Annotated in this window: 16 protein-coding genes and 1 tRNA gene; 6 read left to right on the top strand and 11 right to left on the bottom strand. The window is 63.9% G+C overall.

Annotation, left to right across the window (positions count from 1 at the left end):
* The 4 genes from AS156_RS43850 to AS156_RS02845 form a co-directional block, all read right to left on the bottom strand.
* On the bottom strand, positions 1-195 hold a 195-nt coding region (locus AS156_RS43850; RefSeq protein ID WP_245312524.1), incomplete at its 3' end, for an acyl-CoA dehydrogenase family protein.
* Between the two features lie 12 nt (positions 196-207).
* Positions 208-945: an SDR family oxidoreductase gene (locus tag AS156_RS02835; protein ID WP_066499700.1), complete on the bottom strand. Its 738-nt coding sequence runs from the start codon at positions 943-945 to the stop codon at positions 208-210.
* A 53-nt stretch (positions 946-998) separates the two neighbouring features.
* A complete protein-coding gene (locus AS156_RS02840; RefSeq protein WP_066499703.1) occupies positions 999-2,546 on the bottom strand; it encodes a class I adenylate-forming enzyme family protein in 1,548 nt (515 codons plus the stop codon).
* A 57-nt stretch (positions 2,547-2,603) separates the two neighbouring features.
* Positions 2,604-3,242, bottom strand: a complete 639-nt coding sequence (locus AS156_RS02845) for a 2-hydroxychromene-2-carboxylate isomerase (RefSeq protein WP_066499705.1) — start codon at positions 3,240-3,242, stop codon at positions 2,604-2,606.
* A 194-nt stretch (positions 3,243-3,436) separates the two neighbouring features.
* Here AS156_RS02845 and AS156_RS02850 point away from each other — a divergent pair, with 194 nt between their 5' ends.
* Positions 3,437-3,940, top strand: coding sequence for a winged helix-turn-helix transcriptional regulator (locus AS156_RS02850; protein WP_066499710.1), 504 nt, complete (start codon positions 3,437-3,439; stop codon positions 3,938-3,940).
* Positions 3,941-4,059: 119 nt separating this feature from the next.
* Here the strand turns inward: AS156_RS02850 and acmB are convergent, their stop codons facing one another.
* Both acmB and AS156_RS02860 read right to left on the bottom strand, forming a co-directional pair.
* Positions 4,060-5,253 (bottom strand): methyl acetate hydrolase AcmB, encoded by a 1,194-nt coding sequence (acmB, locus tag AS156_RS02855; RefSeq protein ID WP_066499713.1) that lies wholly within the window; start codon positions 5,251-5,253, stop codon positions 4,060-4,062.
* A gap of 93 nt (positions 5,254-5,346) precedes the next feature.
* Positions 5,347-6,987 (bottom strand): flavin-containing monooxygenase, encoded by a 1,641-nt coding sequence (locus AS156_RS02860; protein WP_066499716.1) that lies wholly within the window; start codon positions 6,985-6,987, stop codon positions 5,347-5,349.
* 298 nt (positions 6,988-7,285) lie between these two features.
* Here AS156_RS02860 and AS156_RS02865 point away from each other — a divergent pair, with 298 nt between their 5' ends.
* Together AS156_RS02865 and AS156_RS02870 are read left to right on the top strand one after the other, a co-directional pair.
* The gene (locus tag AS156_RS02865) at positions 7,286-8,188 is read left to right on the top strand and encodes a helix-turn-helix domain-containing protein (RefSeq protein ID WP_066499718.1); all 903 of its coding nucleotides are present in this window, start codon (positions 7,286-7,288) and stop codon (positions 8,186-8,188) included.
* Positions 8,189-8,381: 193 nt separating this feature from the next.
* Positions 8,382-9,404: an LLM class flavin-dependent oxidoreductase gene (locus tag AS156_RS02870; protein WP_066499722.1), complete on the top strand. Its 1,023-nt coding sequence runs from the start codon at positions 8,382-8,384 to the stop codon at positions 9,402-9,404.
* Between the two features lie 56 nt (positions 9,405-9,460).
* Here AS156_RS02870 and AS156_RS02875 read toward each other — a convergent pair.
* Together AS156_RS02875 and AS156_RS02880 are read right to left on the bottom strand one after the other, a co-directional pair.
* Positions 9,461-9,537: transfer RNA gene (locus AS156_RS02875), tRNA-Arg, on the bottom strand.
* A 140-nt stretch (positions 9,538-9,677) separates the two neighbouring features.
* Positions 9,678-11,186: a flavin-containing monooxygenase gene (locus tag AS156_RS02880; protein ID WP_066499724.1), complete on the bottom strand. Its 1,509-nt coding sequence runs from the start codon at positions 11,184-11,186 to the stop codon at positions 9,678-9,680.
* A 106-nt stretch (positions 11,187-11,292) separates the two neighbouring features.
* On the opposite strand from AS156_RS02880, the gene AS156_RS02885 reads away from it, so the two are divergent.
* The 3 genes from AS156_RS02885 (at position 11,293) to AS156_RS02895 (ending at position 14,282) form a co-directional block, all read left to right on the top strand.
* A complete protein-coding gene (locus AS156_RS02885; RefSeq protein WP_066499726.1) occupies positions 11,293-11,943 on the top strand; it encodes a TetR/AcrR family transcriptional regulator in 651 nt (216 codons plus the stop codon).
* Between the two features lie 326 nt (positions 11,944-12,269).
* Positions 12,270-13,367, top strand: a complete 1,098-nt coding sequence (locus AS156_RS02890) for a helix-turn-helix transcriptional regulator (protein WP_066499728.1) — start codon at positions 12,270-12,272, stop codon at positions 13,365-13,367.
* 234 nt (positions 13,368-13,601) lie between these two features.
* Complete coding sequence (locus tag AS156_RS02895) at positions 13,602-14,282, top strand: hypothetical protein (protein ID WP_066499731.1); 681 nt, start codon at positions 13,602-13,604, stop codon at positions 14,280-14,282.
* 10 nt (positions 14,283-14,292) lie between these two features.
* Here the strand turns inward: AS156_RS02895 and AS156_RS02900 are convergent, their stop codons facing one another.
* From AS156_RS02900 to AS156_RS02910, 3 genes are read right to left on the bottom strand one after another with little or no spacing between them, the layout of a single operon-like run.
* Entirely contained in the window at positions 14,293-14,715 is a 423-nt protein-coding gene (locus tag AS156_RS02900; RefSeq protein ID WP_066499733.1) for a CAP domain-containing protein, read from the bottom strand.
* Positions 14,716-14,760: 45 nt separating this feature from the next.
* Positions 14,761-14,967: a hypothetical protein gene (locus tag AS156_RS02905; protein ID WP_066499742.1), complete on the bottom strand. Its 207-nt coding sequence runs from the start codon at positions 14,965-14,967 to the stop codon at positions 14,761-14,763.
* 59 nt (positions 14,968-15,026) lie between these two features.
* The gene (locus AS156_RS02910; protein ID WP_066499826.1) at positions 15,027-16,028 is read right to left on the bottom strand and encodes a 2-dehydropantoate 2-reductase; all 1,002 of its coding nucleotides are present in this window, start codon (positions 16,026-16,028) and stop codon (positions 15,027-15,029) included.
* Between the last annotated feature and the right edge of the window lie 134 nt (positions 16,029-16,162).

Here is a 16,162-nt window from a genome sequence, read left to right on the forward strand (position 1 = left end):
CCCGCCATATTCCTTGGGCCAGAGCGGCGCGATCCAGCCCTTCTTGTGCAGGATGCGATGCCACAGCAGCATCTGCTCCTTGGAAAGGTCGGTCTCCGGATTGGGGACGCGCATCTCCGCCGGATAATTGTCCTTGATGAAGGCGCGAACCTCGTCGCGAAACGCTGCATCTTCAGGAGATAGCGCGAGCTCCATCGGACTTGCTCCCTACCACTTCTCGCCGAAGGGGCGGATTTCCAGCTCGAAGGTCCAGGCGCTCTTCGGCTGCTGGTAGAGCTGCCAATAGGCGCCGGCGACCGAGGCCGGCGGCATCAGCAGGTCGGGATTGTCAAGCGCATTGGGGCCGAGCGCCTCGATGCGGCGCTGCCGCACCCATTCGGTATCGACGCCGGAGTCGATGATGAGATGCGCGACATGGATATTCTTCGGCCCGAGCTCACGCGCCATCGCTTGCGCCACCGCACGCAGGCCGAATTTGGCGCTGGCAAAGGCCGCATAACCACTGCCGCCGCGCAGGGACGCCGTGGCGCCCGTGAAGAAGATGTTGCCGCCGCCGCGCGGCAGCATCAGCCGCGTCGCCTCGCGACCGGCGAGGAAGCCGGAATAGCAGGCCATCTCCCAGACCTTGCGGAACACGCGCTCGGTGGTCTCCAGGATCGGGAAGTTGACGTTGGCGCCGATATTGAAGATGCAGACCTCAAGCGGCGCGTGCTTGTCGGCATCGTTGAGGAAGGAAATGATCTCCTCCTCCTTGCGCGCATCGAGCGAGCGGGCGTGGATCTCGCCGCCGGCGGCCTCGATGTCCTTGACCAGCGGCGCAAGCTTGTCGCCGTTGCGGCGGCCGGCAAAGATCGTAAAGCCTTCGGACGCGAATTTCTTGGCGATCTCGCCGCCGATGAAGTCGCCGGCGCCGATGACGGCCACGGTCCTGTTTCTCTTTTGCATGGTGTGCTTCGGCCTTTGTTCGAGTGAGCTGGTTCGAGGACGGCGCGCCAGCCTCAGCTGCGCAGCGACTCCGCCAGTTTGTGCTTCAAGAGCTTGCCCGTCGACGTCGCGGGCAGCGCGTCCATCAGGATAATCTCGGACGGCCGCTTGTACGAGGTGAGTTGCGGGGCGACGTGGGCCATCAGGTCCTGCGCGGTGACCGTCGAGCCCTTGATCAGCTGCACGAAGGCGACGACCTCCTCATTGCCCTCAACCGGCCGTCCGACCACGGCGCACTGCACCACGGCGTCGTGCGTGCTCAGCACGGCCTCGATCTCGGCGGGATAAACGTTGAAGCCGGAGCGGATGATCATCTCCTTGGTGCGGCCGACGATGTACATGGCGTCATTCTCGAAGCGGGCGAGATCGCCGGTGTTGAACCACCCGTCGGGATCGATCACCTTGGCGGTCAGGTCAGGAGCGCGGTAGTAGCCGCGCATCACGTTCGGACCGCGGACGTGGAGCTCGCCGACTTCGCCGGCGGCGACAGACTTGCCGTCGTGGCCAACCAGCCTTGCTTCAACGCCCGGCAGGATCGAGCCGACTGTGTGGTCGTCCCGCGGCGTGTCGGGCCGAACGCCCGAAATGCCCGGCGAGCATTCGGTGATACCGTAGCCGTTGAGCAGTGGCAGGCCGAGCTCCTGCTCGACCCGCGATTTGAGCTCGAGGTCGAGCGGCGCACCGGCGACCGAGATCGCGCGAAGCCTGCCGCGGTCAAGCTTCGCCAGGCCGGCGTTACGCCGGTATTCGAGCAGACGCTGATAGGTTGCGGGCACGCCGTTGAGGATGGTGATGCCCTCCTCCGCCATTGCCTTCACCAGTGCGGCCGGATCGTATTTGGCGACCAGACGCACGGTCGCGCCGACCATCAAGGTCATGGCGAGCAGCGAGATGCCGACGATGTGGGAGATCGGCAGCACGCAATACTGCACGTCGTCGACCGTCATCTTGCGCCAGACCGCCGTGCCCCTGGCGCTGAACAGCAGATTGCGATGGGTCAGCATCACGCCCTTCGGCGTGCCTGTCGTGCCCGACGTATAGATCAGGACCGCAACCTGCTCTGCGCCATCGGCTTCGACCGGCTCGGGCAGCGTCGCGAGATTGAGGCCGGTGACGCCGATGCCGCGGAGCGCGCCGACATCCTGCACGGTTGCCTCGTAACGCGCGGCATGCGTGGCCGCTTCCTGCGAGACACCAGCAGTCAGCATCACGCGGCGGGCACCGCTGTGCTCCCGGATCTGATCAAGCTCGCGCGGCGACAGCCGCGGATTGACCACGATGGACCAGACGTCAAGCCGGCTTGCGGCCAGCAGCAGGCAGGCGAGCGGAATCGAATTCTCGCTGACGATCATCATGCGATCGCCGGGACGGATGCCGAGGCCGCGCAGCGCTTCCACCACGCCGCCCACAGCCTGATCCAGTTCGCGGTAAGTCAGCCTGGTGCGATCGTCGATCAACGCCGGATGATCCGGCGTCGCCACAACATGCCGATCCATCACCTCGTGGATGCGGTTCGGCAAGCCTTCAATACTTCCTTCCACCACCTGCGTCGTCGCCAGCACCGAAACCTCCCTGCGATAGCCCTTCGAATAGTGTTTGGGGCGTGTCGTCGTCTCCGATCAGGCGGTCTTGCGCCGCCCGGCGGCGAGCTGCGCCGCGATCTCTTCCTCGACCTCGCGCAGCTTGTCCTTGCCGAAGAAGATCTCGTCACCGACATAGAAGGTCGGCGATCCGAACGAGCCGCGAGCCACGGCGTTGCTCGTGTTCTCGATCAGCTTCTTCTTGACGTCGTCCTGCTGCGCACGGGCCGTGAGACGGTCGATGTCGAGGCCGGAGGACAGGAACGCATCACGGAACACCCGCGGATCGTCCATCTTCTTGGGCTCGACCCACATGTGAAGATAGGCGGCGCGGAAATAGGGCTCGAACACGCCGTCGAACTGCGCGGCGACTGCGCCGCGCATCAGCGCCAGCGTATTCACCGGGAAGAACGGGTTCGGCTTGAACTTCGTGATGTTGTAGCGCCGCAGGAAGCGTTCGGTTTCGAGCGCGTTGTATTCGGGCTTGTTCTTGATCCCGCGCAGGGACTCACCCGGCGACATGTTGCCGGTGGCCTTGTAGACGCCGCCGAGCAGCACGGGGATGTAGTCGAATTTGACGCCGGTGCGCGTCTCGATCTCCGGCAGCGCGAGCTCGGCGAGATAGGCGTTGGGACTCCCGAAATCGAAATGAAATTCGACCTTGAGCGGAGCAGCCATGAAACGCCCTTCCCTTCGACGGGCAGCCATTGCGCGGCCGCCGGGTTGATCGTGGTCAAACCATAAGTTCTATTTTAGAACTGTCAATATGATATTTATCATCCAATGGCAGCTTGGAAGACATCCCATTGAAATGACGTTAGTTCTGTTTTAGAATTTTATTTGCGCTGTCGTCGCAGACGCTGGAGACGCTGATGAAATGGGATGCCCTCGAGGAGGAGCCGTGCTCGCTGGCCCGCACGGTGGCCGTCATCGGCGATCGCTGGAGCCTGTTGATCCTGCGCGAATGTTTCTTGCGCATCCGCAGGTTTGATGACTTCCAGGCGTCACTCGGGATCACCCGCCATCTGCTCGCCGACCGGCTGAAGAAGCTGGTGCGGTTCGGCGTGCTGCGCAAGATTCCCTATCAGGAAGCGCCGAAGCGCTACGAATACATCCTGACGCAGAAGGGCCTCGACCTCTATCCGATTATCATGTCGATCGTGCATTGGGGCAACATCCACATGGTCGACTCGCGCGGACGGCCGATGCTGCATCAACACAAGGCCTGCGGGCACATGTTCGACCCGGTGATGGTCTGCTCGGAATGCGGTGAGCCGCTATCGGCAAAGGGCGTGCATGTGCATCCCGGCCCTGGGGCGCGGCGTTCCTCGCCCGTGCATGCGAAGGCTTTGGGGACGAAGGTCAAGGCAGGCTGACGACTAAGTTGCGAGCCGGCGTTGACGTTCCGCTTCCGGACGCGGTGGCGCTCGGCTGACCGGCCCTCAATTCAATCGAGGGCCGGTCCCTCCGGCGCCGGAGTGCAACACAGGCCGCTCTAGCCGGCCTTGCGCTGTTTCAGCGCATCATAGAACGTCGTCTCAAAGTTCATGTAGCCGATGAAGGACGTGGGGTCGCCGAACGGAAGGATCTGGGTGGCCCAGAATCCGCCAAAGCCGTTCTGCCGGTCGATCCAGTAGAACAGGTTGGCAAGACCGGCCCAGCCCAGCGCGCCGGCGGGCCGGCCGGTCGGTGCCTGTTCCTCGTTGATCATGAAGCTCAACGCCCAGGATTTTGACTGCCCCGGGAAGAACTCGGCATCGTTGGCGAGCGCCGTGATCACGCCGGTGATCGCCGTGACCTTGTTCTTTCCAAGATGATTCTTCTCCGCCATCCGCACGGTCTCGGCCTTCAGCACGCGGCCATGCTCGCCGACACCGTCGTTCAGCCACATGCGGATGAAGCGCATGTAATCCCCAATGGGGCCGTACAGCCCGTGGCCGCCCATGTGGATCTCGGGGTTGGCCGGCAGCTCGAAGTCCATCGCCGTCAGCGACCCGTCGGCGTTGCGCGCGTGGATCCCGGCGAGCCTTCCGCGCAGTGCGTCGGTGAGTTCGAACGTCATGTCCTTGATGCCGAGCGGCTCGAAGATCCGCGTCTTGAACACCTCGCCGAGCCGCTTTCCGGTGATCGCCTCGACGATCTGGCCGCACCAATCCATGTTGGTGCCATACTCCCACCGCTCGCCCGGATCGAACAGCAGCGGGGTCATCAACGAGGCCTTCGACGCCGTGATGACGCTCGGCTGCCCCTTCTCCTGTGCAAGGCGGTTATAGGTGTGATTGATGAAATCGTAGCCCAGGCCCGCGGAGTGGACCATCAGCATGCGCACCGTGATGTCGCGCTTGGGTGCGCGAAACCGTGGCTCGCCCTTGTCGTCGAACCCCTCGATCACCTGCAGCTTGCCGATGTCGGGCACATAGGCCTTGGCCGGCGCATCGAGATCGAGCTTGCCCTCCTCAACGAGTTGCAGCGCCGCCGTCCCGGTGATCGCCTTGGTGGTCGAGAAGATGGCGAACACGCTGTCGGCGGTCATGTCAGCCGGCTGATCGAGACGGCGCTTGCCCGCGGCGCCCTCGTAGATGTTGCGATGACGATCCGTCACCATTGCCACCACGCCGGGGACACGCGGACTTGACGTCACGACACCGTCGAGAATTGCATCTGCTGCAGCACTGAAATTCGTGCTCATTGTCTTCCTCCCAGTTCGATGATGATGTGATCAACATGGACGTGAACGGCGCCGGCCACCTGCGTGAGAGCCAGCGCCGTGTCGCGATCGGCGCTACTGCACGGCGAAGCCGCGATAGCCGCTCGCAGCAACCTCGTCGCATTTCTGGCGATATGTGCCGACGCCGCCGGTGTAGGACAGAACGCGTCGCGGCTTGCCCTCGACATTCGATCCCAGGTACCAGGAGTTGGTCTTCGCGATCAGCGTTGCATTGGCAGTCTCATCGTGATGCGCCACCCACTGATCCTCGGTATCCCTTGTCGGCTCGATGACATTCAGGTTCTTGCCGCGCATATACTTGATGCAATCGGCGATCCACTCGACCTGCTGCTGCAGGCAGGTCGTCATGTTGCAGAGTGCGGCCGAAGGCGCGAGCGGCACGGCGGTCATGAACAGATTGGGATAACCATGGACCTGCAAGCCCATCGTGGTGCGGATGTCCCTGCCCCAATCTTCCTTCAGCGATCGCCCATCGCGACCGCGAATGTCGATCCGCGTCAATGCGCCGGTGCCGGCGTCGAACCCCGTCGCCAGGATGATGATGTCGAGTTCGTGCACGGTGCCGTCGGCGGTCTGGATGCCGTCCGGCGTGATACGTGCGATCGGATTGTCCTTGACGCTGACGATCCGGACATTGGGCCGGTGGAACGCCTCGAGAAAGTTGCTCTCCAGCGGCACGCGGTGCGTGCCAAAGCCGTAACCGGACGGAATGAGCTGTTCGCACAGCTCGGGGTCCTTGATCCGCTCGCGCATCTTCGCGCGCACGAACTCGGTGATCTCGGCGTTGACGGATTCATCGAAAAACAGCTCGGCGAAGGACGACACCCATAATTTCAGTGAGCCGTCGTTCCAGCAGTCCTCGACCACCTGGCGGCGCTGCTTCGGCGTGAGGTCGGCCCAGGTGTGCTCGAAATCGAACTCGAATCCGGTAAATGTCTTCGGCAACCGCTCGGTGAGAAACTTGAACTTGGATTTGTAGGCCTCGGCGTCCGACGCAGCCCATTTCGGGTTCTTCATCGGGATGATGTATTGTGGCGTGCGAATGAAAACCTTGAGATGGCCGACGTCGCCGGCGATCGACTGGATCACCTGGATCCCGGTCGCGCCGTTGCCGACCACACCGACGCGCTTGCCGGCAAGTTCGACCGGCGTCTTGGGCCAGCGCGCGGTGTGGAACAGCTCGCCCTTGAACGTCTCCTGGCCCGGGAAAGAGACATGCGGGGCCGAGAGCATGCCGCAGCAGGTGACCAGGAACTGGGTGTCGATGACGTCGCCTTGGTCCGTCGTCACCAGCCAGCGTTGCGCCGCCTCGTCGAAGTGCGCGCTTTTGACCGTGGTCCCGAACTGGATGTCCTTTTTCAGATCGAGACGATCGGCGACGTAATTCAGCCAGCGCTCGATTTCCGGCTGGCCGGGGAATCGCTCGCTCCAGCTCCAATCCTTGTAGAGGCTCTCGGAGAACAGGTACTGATAGGTGTGACCTTCGGAATCGAAGCGCGCGCCGGGATAGCGGTTCCAGTACCAGGTGCCACCGACGCCCGACGCGGCATCGATCGCCTTCACGTTCAGCCCCAGCTCGCGCAGGCGGAACAGTTGGTAGAGACCGGCGACTCCAGCGCCGACGACAACGGCGTCGCGCCTGTCCGTTGCATGCGTACCATTGCTTCCGTTGGACCGTGCGGCGGTCTCTCCCATGGCTTCCTCCTGTGTCGGGTCTCGCACGCCCCTTGTCATCCGCCATGCCGCCGGATGTTGGTGCGTTGCGTCAAATTGGGTCTCGGACTCCGCCGAGACGCACAGGAGGCTAGAGGGACTCCGGTCTGCGGGACTTGGATGAAACCGACAATCTCTTGAACGGGGCCATCCGGCCGGCGTCGTGAACCGGTGGCCGGCTTGGCAAACGACGAAAGCGGCCTATTCTACGTGCCACCGTCCGACCAGGAGAAAAGCGAACAATCGCACCCACGGATGTCCAAGGGAGGAGGCACGCGCGATGGGCCAATTGATCACGGTCGAGGAGTTGCCACGCTACGCTCCCGGCGAGTTGAAGCTGGATAGCTCATCGGTCGGCCGGAACGATTTCCGGCTGCGGATTTTCCGCTACGCGCCATCCGATATCTGGGTCCCTCCCTCGGAAAACTTCCTGCTCGTGATTTATCGCGAAGGCACGACCTCGATGAACCGTTGCGTGGCCGGCGCGTGGAAACAAAATAAGGTTGGCCGTGGGGTCACGTCCCTCCTGACTCGCGCCGAGCCGTCGAGCTGGCGATGGAAGAACGACATCGAGGTCAGCCACTTCTACATTGCGCCCGCGCTCATGACGAAAACGGCAAGCGAGGCGTTCGATCGCGATGCCGAATCCATCGAGCTGCACGATCTGCTCGGGGCCGAAGATCCCATCCTGACGTGGATCAACGATCAGATGGTGCAGGAGATCGCGGCAGGCGGTCCGGGCGGGCGCCTCTGCTACGATGCACTCGCGCTGCAGGCGAGCGTGCACATCCTGAGGAGGTACGCGGCGATCGAGTTCAAGACACCTTGCGCCCAAGGCCGCTTCCGGCCGGCCCACGCGCGGATGATCGAAGACTATATCGAGCAGAACATCTTCAGGAATATCACGCTGGAAGAGCTCGCGAACATCTGCAATTGCACACCGGTGCAGTTTGCCCGCAAGTTCCGCATTCATTACGGCATGCGACCCCATGCCTATGTCCTTCGGCGCAAGGTGGAGCATGCCTGCCATCATCTGCGCAAGGATCGCGCGGCGCTGAAGGAGATCGCGCTGCTCAGCGGCTTCGCTGATCAGAGCCATCTCAATCGCGTCTTCCGGCAGCACATGAATGTCACGCCGGCCGAGTATCGCCGACAGGTCTGCAAGGTCACGACGCAGACTTGATTCGGAGCGATTGGTCGACGCGGCGACCCTCACCCGCGCACGCGAAGGCTTTGGAGACGAAGCTGGTCAGAGCTCGAGCCACTTCGCCCAGACGATAGCGATCGGCGGATTCACTCGAATGTTACGCACGGCTCTCCGTCGTCGAAGCGCATCAGCAATCGCAAACCGGCGCGGACGTTGATAGATTGCCCGGATGAAAAAGATCGGATTCCTTTCGTTCGGGCACTGGACGCCCTCTCCGCAATCGCAGACCCGCTCGGCCGCGGATACGCTGCTGCAATCCATCGAGCTTGCCGTCGCCGCCGAGCAATCGGGCGCGGACGGGGCGTATTTTCGGGTCCACCATTTCGCACGCCAGCTTGCCTCGCCCTTTCCGCTGCTGGCGGCCGTCGGCGCCAGGACCAGCCGCATTGAAATCGGCACCGCGGTCATCGACATGCGCTACGAGAACCCGCTGTACATGCTGGAGGACGCCGGCGCGGCCGATCTCATCGCCGGCGGCCGGCTGCAGCTCGGCATCAGCCGAGGCTCTCCCGAGCAGGTGATCGATGGCTGGAAATATTTCGGCTATCAGCCGGCCGAAGGCGAGACCGATGCCGACATGGGCCGTCGTCATGCGGAGATATTCCTCAACATGCTGCGCGGCGAAGGCTTCGCCGAGCCCAATCCGCAGCCGATGTTTCCAAATCCGCCCGGGCTGCTGCGCCTCGAACCGCATTCCGCAGCCTTGCGCGAGCGCATCTGGTGGGGTGCCGGCTCGAACGCGACGGCGGTCTGGGCGGCCAAGCTCGGGATGAACCTGCAGAGCTCGACGTTGAAGAACGACGAGACCGGCGAAGCCTTCCATGTGCAGCAGGCCGCGCAGATCCGTGCCTATCGCGCCGCCTGGAAGGAGGCCGGCCACACCCGCGAGCCGCGCGTCTCGGTCAGCCGCAGCGTCTTCGCGCTGGTCGATGATCGCGATCGCGCCTATTTCGGCAACGCACGCGAGAACGAGGACCAGATCGGCTTCATCGACCCGCGCACCCGGGCCATTTTCGGCCGCAGCTACGCCGCGGAACCGGACGTCCTGATCGAACAGCTAAGACAGGACGACGCCATCGCCGAGGCCGACACCGTGCTGCTGACAGTCCCGAACCAGCTGGGCGTCGCCTACAACGCACATGTCATCGAAGCCATCCTGAAACACGTCGCGCCCGCGCTCGGCTGGCGTTGACGCGAAACGCCCGGCAATTGCGCGCGTAGCAAGAGCCGTTACGGCCCAAGTGGTGCTGGCGATCCCGGGAAGACTCGAACTTCCGACCTACGGTTTAGGAAACCGTCGCTCTATCCGGCTGAGCTACGGGACCGCGAGCCCGCAGCGTGCGCGCGGGCGTGGCCATCCCATAGCAGAGCCGCCGCCTGATCGCCAGCCTGCGCGGACGTCCGGCGTGCATGATGTCCAGGGTATTTCAGCCACACACAGCGTGCGCTGTCCGAGATTCGGTTCCTACGCTGCCTGTCCGGCCGGCTTCGATGACGACCCGGCCGCGGTCGCAGTCCGACGGGCCGGCAGATACTCGATCGCCTCGTCCCTGATCGAGCCGAATCGCAGGCTGACGATATCGAGCGCGTAGTTCTGGTAGAGCCGCCACGGCTTGCGCGAACCCTGCTTCGGGAACCTGGCGGCGGCGCGCTGGATGTAGCCGGAGGAGAAATCCACCCACGGCAGCTCGGCGACGGTCGGATCGTTCCGGCGCGGCGTCACTTGCGCGTAGCCGTTGGCCTTCATGTAGTTGAGCATGCGGCAGACATATTCGCAGGTCAGGTCGCATTTGAGCGTCCAGGACGCATTGGTGTAGCCGAACGCCGCGGCGAGGTTGGGCACGCCGCTATACATCAGCCCCTTGTAGTTCATGGTCTTCGAGAGATCGACACTGTTACCGTCGACATTGATCTGGAGCCCGCCGAGCACCTGCAGATCGAGCCCGGTTGCCGTCACCACAACGTCGGCGTCGAGCACATTGCCGGATTTCAGCTTGATCCCCTTCGGCGTGAAGGTCTCGATCTGGTCGGTGACGACCGACGACGCGCCGCTCCGGATCGACTGGAAGAGATCGCCGTTCGGCACCAGGCAGAGTCGCTGATCCCACGGATTGTAGCGCGGCGTGAAATGGGTGGCGACGTCGTAGTCGGGACCGAGCGCATGGCGCACGCCGCCGAGGATCAGCTTCTTCACCCGGTCGGGATCGCGCTTGCACAGCCGGTAGAAATACATGCCGAGCAGCACGTTCTTCCAGCGGATGATGCCGTAGGCGAGCTTCGCCGGCAGCCATGCCCGCAGCCAGTCGGCGACCTTATCCTTGTCCGGGCGCGCCACGACGTAGGTCGGCGAGCGTTGCAGCATCGTCACATGCGACGCTGTCTTCGCCATCTCGGGCACCAGCGTCACCGCGGTGGCGCCGCTGCCGATCACCACGACCTTCTTGCCGGCATAGTCGATGTCGTCGGTCCATTTCTGCGGATGGACGACGCGGCCAGCGAAGTCGGCGATGCCGGGAAAGTCGGGCGTGTAGCCGTGCTCGTATTTGTAGTAGCCGCTGCACATGAACAGAAAATTGCAGGTGAAGCGCTCGATCGTCTTCTCCGGGCCCCGCTCGACCTCGACCGTCCATTGCGAATCCGCCGACGACCAGTCGGCACTGATGACGCGGTGGTTGAAGCGGATCTTCCTGTCGATGCCGTAGGCGCGCGCGGTCTCGCGCACATAGTTCAGGATCGAGGCGCCGTCGGCGATCGCCTTCGGTTCGGTCCACGGCCGGAACGAATAGCCGAGCGTATACATGTCGGAGTCCGAGCGGATGCCGGGATAACGAAACAGGTCCCAGGTGCCGCCGATGCAATCGCGCCCCTCGAGGATGGCGTAGCTGCGGTCCGGGCAGTTGGTCTGCAGATGATAGCCGGCGCCGATGCCCGACAGCCCTGCGCCCACGATCAACACATCGAAATGAGCGGACATGCCCTGACTCTCCCTCGGCCTCATGGCGTTTCCTGGCCGCATGATTTGACAACACGTCTTGTCAGATAACTTGACATCTGACAATGCGTCATGTCAATACCCTTTCATGGGAATCAGCCGGAAAGTCCGCCTGTATGGCGGCATGGACGCCGAGGAACGCCGCACTGAGCGGCGGCTCAAACTGATCAATGCCGCGGTCGAGGTCTATGGCGAGGTCGGTTATCGCGGCGCGACCGTGAAGGCGATCTGCGAGGCCGCCGAACTCACCGAGCGCTATTTCTATGAATCCTTCGCCAACAGCGAGGCGCTGCTGATCGCAGCCTACACCCATGTCGTCGGCCATTTGCATCAGGACATGGCCGCGGCGGCTGCCGCGGCAGGCAGCGATGCCGAGGCGAGGTTGCGCGCGGCGCTGACGCTCTATTTCACGCGGCTCAAGGAGCATCCGAAGCCCGCGCGGGTGTTCCTGCTCGAGATCTCCGGCATCAGTCCGGCGGTCGATCTCGTCAAGCATGAGGCCCTGCGCACCTTCAGCGACATCCTGGCGCTGCCGGCGGGCGATCCGAAGCAGAGCGACAAGACATCATCCGCGGCACTGCTCTCGGCCGGCATGGTCGGCGCCGTCATCGCGATCGCGCTGCGCTGGGTGTCGAAGCAATATCCGCAGCCGGTCGCGGACGTCGTCGCAATCGCCGCCGGCTTCTGCCGGGTGGCGCTCGGCGGCCAGAGGCCCGGCAACCATCTGCATTCGGTGTAGGAGACAGCCGTGCGCGCTGCCGCGTTCAGGAACGGAAACATCGTCACCGATACCATTCCCGATCCCGTGCCTGCAGCCGGACAGGTGCTGCCTGATCGCTGAGCCGGAACGTCAGTCGTCGACGAGCTGGCCCCATGGATCGGACCGGATCGGAGTGATGTCGATCACGCTGCGGCGGAATTGCCGGACGCTGCGCAGCGCAGCCGCGCCATTGCGCCGATTTCACTTGCATGTTGGGCGGCACCTGCCCTCTTAATCACGGTACCGTGCGTAAATGCGTTTCGTCTGGCGAGGCGAAGGGTTTTGGCATCGGTCGGAGGGAAGCCTTGGTCGACCTGCGCAAGCTTGACGACGTGACTACACGCCTCGGCGACGTGGTTCTCGATCCCGCGGGCTGGCCGTCCTTCATGGACGAGGTCTGCTCTGCCGTCGGCGCGACCGGCGCCGCGATGCTTCAAAGCGACATCCGCACCGAGGACATCCCGCGCACGGACTCGATCAGCGAGTACTTCACCAAGACCTACTTTCCCAGCAACCTTCACGTCACCGATATCCGCGCGGCGCGTGGCGTGCCGCTGATGCTGGCCGGCGTCGATGTCATCACCGATGCCGACCTGTTCGATTCCGAGAGCGAGATGCTGCGCGATCCGCTCTACGCCACGCTCGGCGACTTCGGCCTGAAATGGTTTGCCGGCGTCGGCTTCCGGGCGGGGCCGGCGCTTTGGGCGCTGACGATCCAGCGCTCGCCGAAGGAAGGCATGTTCGAAGCCGACGAGGTCAAGGCGCTCTCACGGCTCTCGACGCGGCTCACGGAAGCCGCGACGCTGTCGACCGTCGTCGGCCGCTCGGCGGTCACCGGCATCACCAGCGCGCTCGACCTGATCCAGGTCGCGGCAATCGCTGTCGGCCGTTTCGGCGCGATCATCGGCATGAACCAGCAGGCGAACGCCTGCCTCGGCGAAGACTTCGCGATCCGCAACAATCGCCTGCTGCTCCGCGACCGGCAGGCCAATGCCGAGCTGACCCGGCTGATCGATCAACTCGACCACACCTCGGATCTACTGACGATACCGTCATCGCCGATCGTGGTGCGCCGGATCGACAAGCGGCCGATCGTGATCCAGATGCAGCTCGTTCCTCCGGCGGCGCGCTCGCCGTTCCTCGGCGCGCGCGCGATCCTCCTGATCCGCGACCTCGAGGGCAGCATCGCGTTCGATCAGACCCTGCTGGCCGCGACCTTCGAGCTGACACCGGCGCAGGCGCGCCTCGCGGCGCGGCTCGCGCGCGGCGATTCGGTCGAGGATGCCGCTCAGGAAGCCGGTGTCGCGGTCGCTACCGCACGCAACCAGCTCAAGTCGATCTTCCAGAAGACCGGCACGCACCGGCAGGCCGAGCTCGTCGCGCTGCTGCACCGGGTGAAGTGAGCGCCGAGCCGCCTCCTTCCGCAGCGATTTCCAGGTTCCTCGTCACTATGAAGGCGGCATGACGGGCTCACACAAGGGAACTCGTCCTTGATGTTGAGAATGCACGTTAATTTTGATCGTTGTGTCCCATCCGTCACACATCGATGGGAACCGGAATCTGTCTACAAGCGACGTGACAAGTTGCCCCAAAATGGCAAAAATTGGCGCAAATCGTGACCGCTGATTTGTGCGGGGATCTTGTCCGTGATTTCGAGTCGTTCATCGGCCTTTGCCATCGCCGCGCTGGCCGCCTGCTTCGAGCTGGCGCCTGCGGTCGCGCATGCCCAATGGTGGCACAGCGGGCCGAGAGATTTCGAGGATTGCGCTGATATCGCCGAGAAGGCGAAGACCAAGCAAGACAAGACCGCGCAACTCGCCGACTGCAACTCCAAATTTGCCGGACGCCGCAAGCCCGGCGGCGGCTACACCTATTACGACTTCATGCAGGACCGCAGCTTCGATATCGCGGGCCCCAACCCGACGCCTGCAGAGCAGAAGAAGATCGACCAGGAATATACCGTCTATCTCGAGAAGCAGCGCCGCTCGGACATCGTCGCGGCGCTCAACGCCAAGCAGCTTCAGCAACAGGAAAAGCTCCAGGAGCAGGAGCAGAAGCAGCAGATGCAACAGCAGCAGCAAATCAGGCCGGCCACGCTGCGCAGAGAGCCCACGAAGGTGCCCGTTCCGGTCGCAAGCCCGATCAAGTCTCGCGCTGCCGCCCCCGGCGAGATCCGCGCGCGGACACGGGGCAGCTGCGTCAAGGGCACGTTCTCCTGCGACTGGCCGCGGCTGTCCGAAGGACTCAACGACCTGAAGAAGCTGTTCACGCCGCCATCGTCTCTGACGCAGCCGACCAAGCTGGCGAAGCGAAGCTGACGTCTTCGTATCAATCCGTAATCACCATCGCCCAGAACCTGCGGTACGGCGACTTCGCATTGTCGACGAAGGCGACACCGACGCGCTTTGCGCCGGGCATCAGCAGATTCTCGCGATGACCGGCCGAGTTCTCCCACTGCCTCAGCATCTCGACGAAGGCGATGAAGCCGGCGCCGATATTCTCGGCGGCGCGCTGCTTCTTCAGCGGCGCGATGCGGATGAAGAAGCTGCCGCGCGCGGAGTGGCTCACCGAGCCGGTCGTCGACATCGCCTGCGCCTGCCTGAGCGCCATCGCGTTCAGCTTCGCGTCGAGCTTCACCGCTGTCATGCCGTGGGCATGCCGGTAGGCGCTGATGGCGCCGGCGTAATCGGCGGCGCTGGCGGCCGCAGTCAGGCCGAGAACGAAGCCGAACGCGAGAACAAGCAATTTCATCTGAGATCGTCTCTCTTCAAGAATGGCGGGAAAAGGTGGAAGGGATCAGTGCGGGTGACCACGCTTGCGGTGCCGCGGTGCGGTCGGTTTGGCGGCAGGCGCGGAACGCTCGCTTGACGCTGTTGCCGCGGCACGTTGCTCCTGCAGCCGCGCGTCATAGCCCGGCGACGGGATCACGGTCGGCGGCGCGGCGTGGGCAGAGCCGGCAGCCACTGCCATCAGCGCGACAAGCACCGCGCAGCTTCTTTTCATGATGTCCCCCTTCGACGTTGCGACGACGATGCTGTGCGAATCGTCGCCCTTTCATGGCACTACGCCGCGCGGATCTGCTCCGGCGTCAATCCGGGCGAGCCCTTGCCGTCGGCCTCCGCCTGATGGATCAGTTGAATGACGCGGCGCGACAGCGGCGCATCCAGCCCGCGGCGGTCGGCGATCGCGGTGATCACGCCCTGCAGATAGTCGATCTCGGTGCGGCGGCCGCGCTGCAGATCCTCCCACATCGATGAGCGTGCCTCGGGATCGATCTTCATGGTGCGGCCGAGCAGCATCTCGAACAATCCGTCCGGCAGCCGCAGCAACGGCGGCATCCAGCTCGAAGGCAGCGGTGTCGGCGACACCGGCGCGATGCCCTCGGCACGGACCGCGACCATTCCCTCCGCCATCTGATCGGCGAGCAGCCGGCGCCAATTGCGTTGTGCGAGCTGCTGTCGCAGCGGAATGTTGGAGAGCGCATTCAGCGCATTGTTGAGATTGACGATCAGCTTGCCCCATTGCACGCCGTCGATGTCGTCGGTCGCGCGGACGGCAAGGCCCGGCACCGAAAGGGCAGAAGTGCCGGCGGCGTCCCTGGCGATCACGATGTCGCCCGAGGTCGAGCGATGGAAGCGGCCATCGCCGAGCGCGACCACATTGAACGGCACCATGCCGCCGAGCACGCTCCGGCCCGGCAGCCGCTCGCGCAGCAGCGGCACATTGCCGACCCCGTTCTGCAAGCTGACCACGATGGCATCAGACGGCGCATGCCGCGCGACCAGGTCGGCCATCTCGCCGGTGTCGGCGCTCTTCACCGTCACCAGCACCATTTGCGCATCGCTAAAGATCGACGGATCGTCCGACAGCGTGAGGCGGTCCGTAGGAACGGTCCGCTCGGAGCCGTCGAAATTGGTGACCCGCAAACCGCTCGTGGCAATCTCCTGGATCACCCGCGGCCGCGCCAGCAATGCGACGCGGCGACCGGACGCCGCCAGCATGCCGCCGACGAAGCAGCCGATGCTCCCCGCACCCGCAATCCCGATCGGCCGGTCCGTGTTCATCTCGCCGAACATCCGTTCATCGGGACTCGATAGCAGACCCGGCGTTGGCTGCCTATTGAGCCCCGCTGTCGGCCCCGAAGCCGCGCCTTGTAACCGTCATGGGCGGCCGTTATGTTTCCTCCGCGGGGCACGGT

The organism is Bradyrhizobium macuxiense, assembly GCF_001542415.1.
Lineage (GTDB): Bacteria > Pseudomonadota > Alphaproteobacteria > Rhizobiales > Xanthobacteraceae > Bradyrhizobium > Bradyrhizobium macuxiense.

Coding starts and splice junctions, on each gene's coding strand:
- AS156_RS02835 (WP_066499700.1), bottom strand. CDS start 945: ATGCAAAAGAGAAACAGGACCGTGGCCGTCATCGGCGCCGGCGACTTC.
- AS156_RS02845 (WP_066499705.1), bottom strand. CDS start 3,242: ATGGCTGCTCCGCTCAAGGTCGAATTTCATTTCGATTTCGGGAGTCCC.
- AS156_RS02850 (WP_066499710.1), top strand. CDS start 3,437: ATGAAATGGGATGCCCTCGAGGAGGAGCCGTGCTCGCTGGCCCGCACG.
- acmB (WP_066499713.1), bottom strand. CDS start 5,253: ATGAGCACGAATTTCAGTGCTGCAGCAGATGCAATTCTCGACGGTGTC.
- AS156_RS02860 (WP_066499716.1), bottom strand. CDS start 6,987: ATGGGAGAGACCGCCGCACGGTCCAACGGAAGCAATGGTACGCATGCA.
- AS156_RS02865 (WP_066499718.1), top strand. CDS start 7,286: ATGGGCCAATTGATCACGGTCGAGGAGTTGCCACGCTACGCTCCCGGC.
- AS156_RS02870 (WP_066499722.1), top strand. CDS start 8,382: ATGAAAAAGATCGGATTCCTTTCGTTCGGGCACTGGACGCCCTCTCCG.
- AS156_RS02880 (WP_066499724.1), bottom strand. CDS start 11,186: ATGTCCGCTCATTTCGATGTGTTGATCGTGGGCGCAGGGCTGTCGGGC.
- AS156_RS02885 (WP_066499726.1), top strand. CDS start 11,293: ATGGGAATCAGCCGGAAAGTCCGCCTGTATGGCGGCATGGACGCCGAG.
- AS156_RS02900 (WP_066499733.1), bottom strand. CDS start 14,715: ATGAAATTGCTTGTTCTCGCGTTCGGCTTCGTTCTCGGCCTGACTGCG.
- AS156_RS02905 (WP_066499742.1), bottom strand. CDS start 14,967: ATGAAAAGAAGCTGCGCGGTGCTTGTCGCGCTGATGGCAGTGGCTGCC.
- AS156_RS02910 (WP_066499826.1), bottom strand. CDS start 16,028: ATGAACACGGACCGGCCGATCGGGATTGCGGGTGCGGGGAGCATCGGC.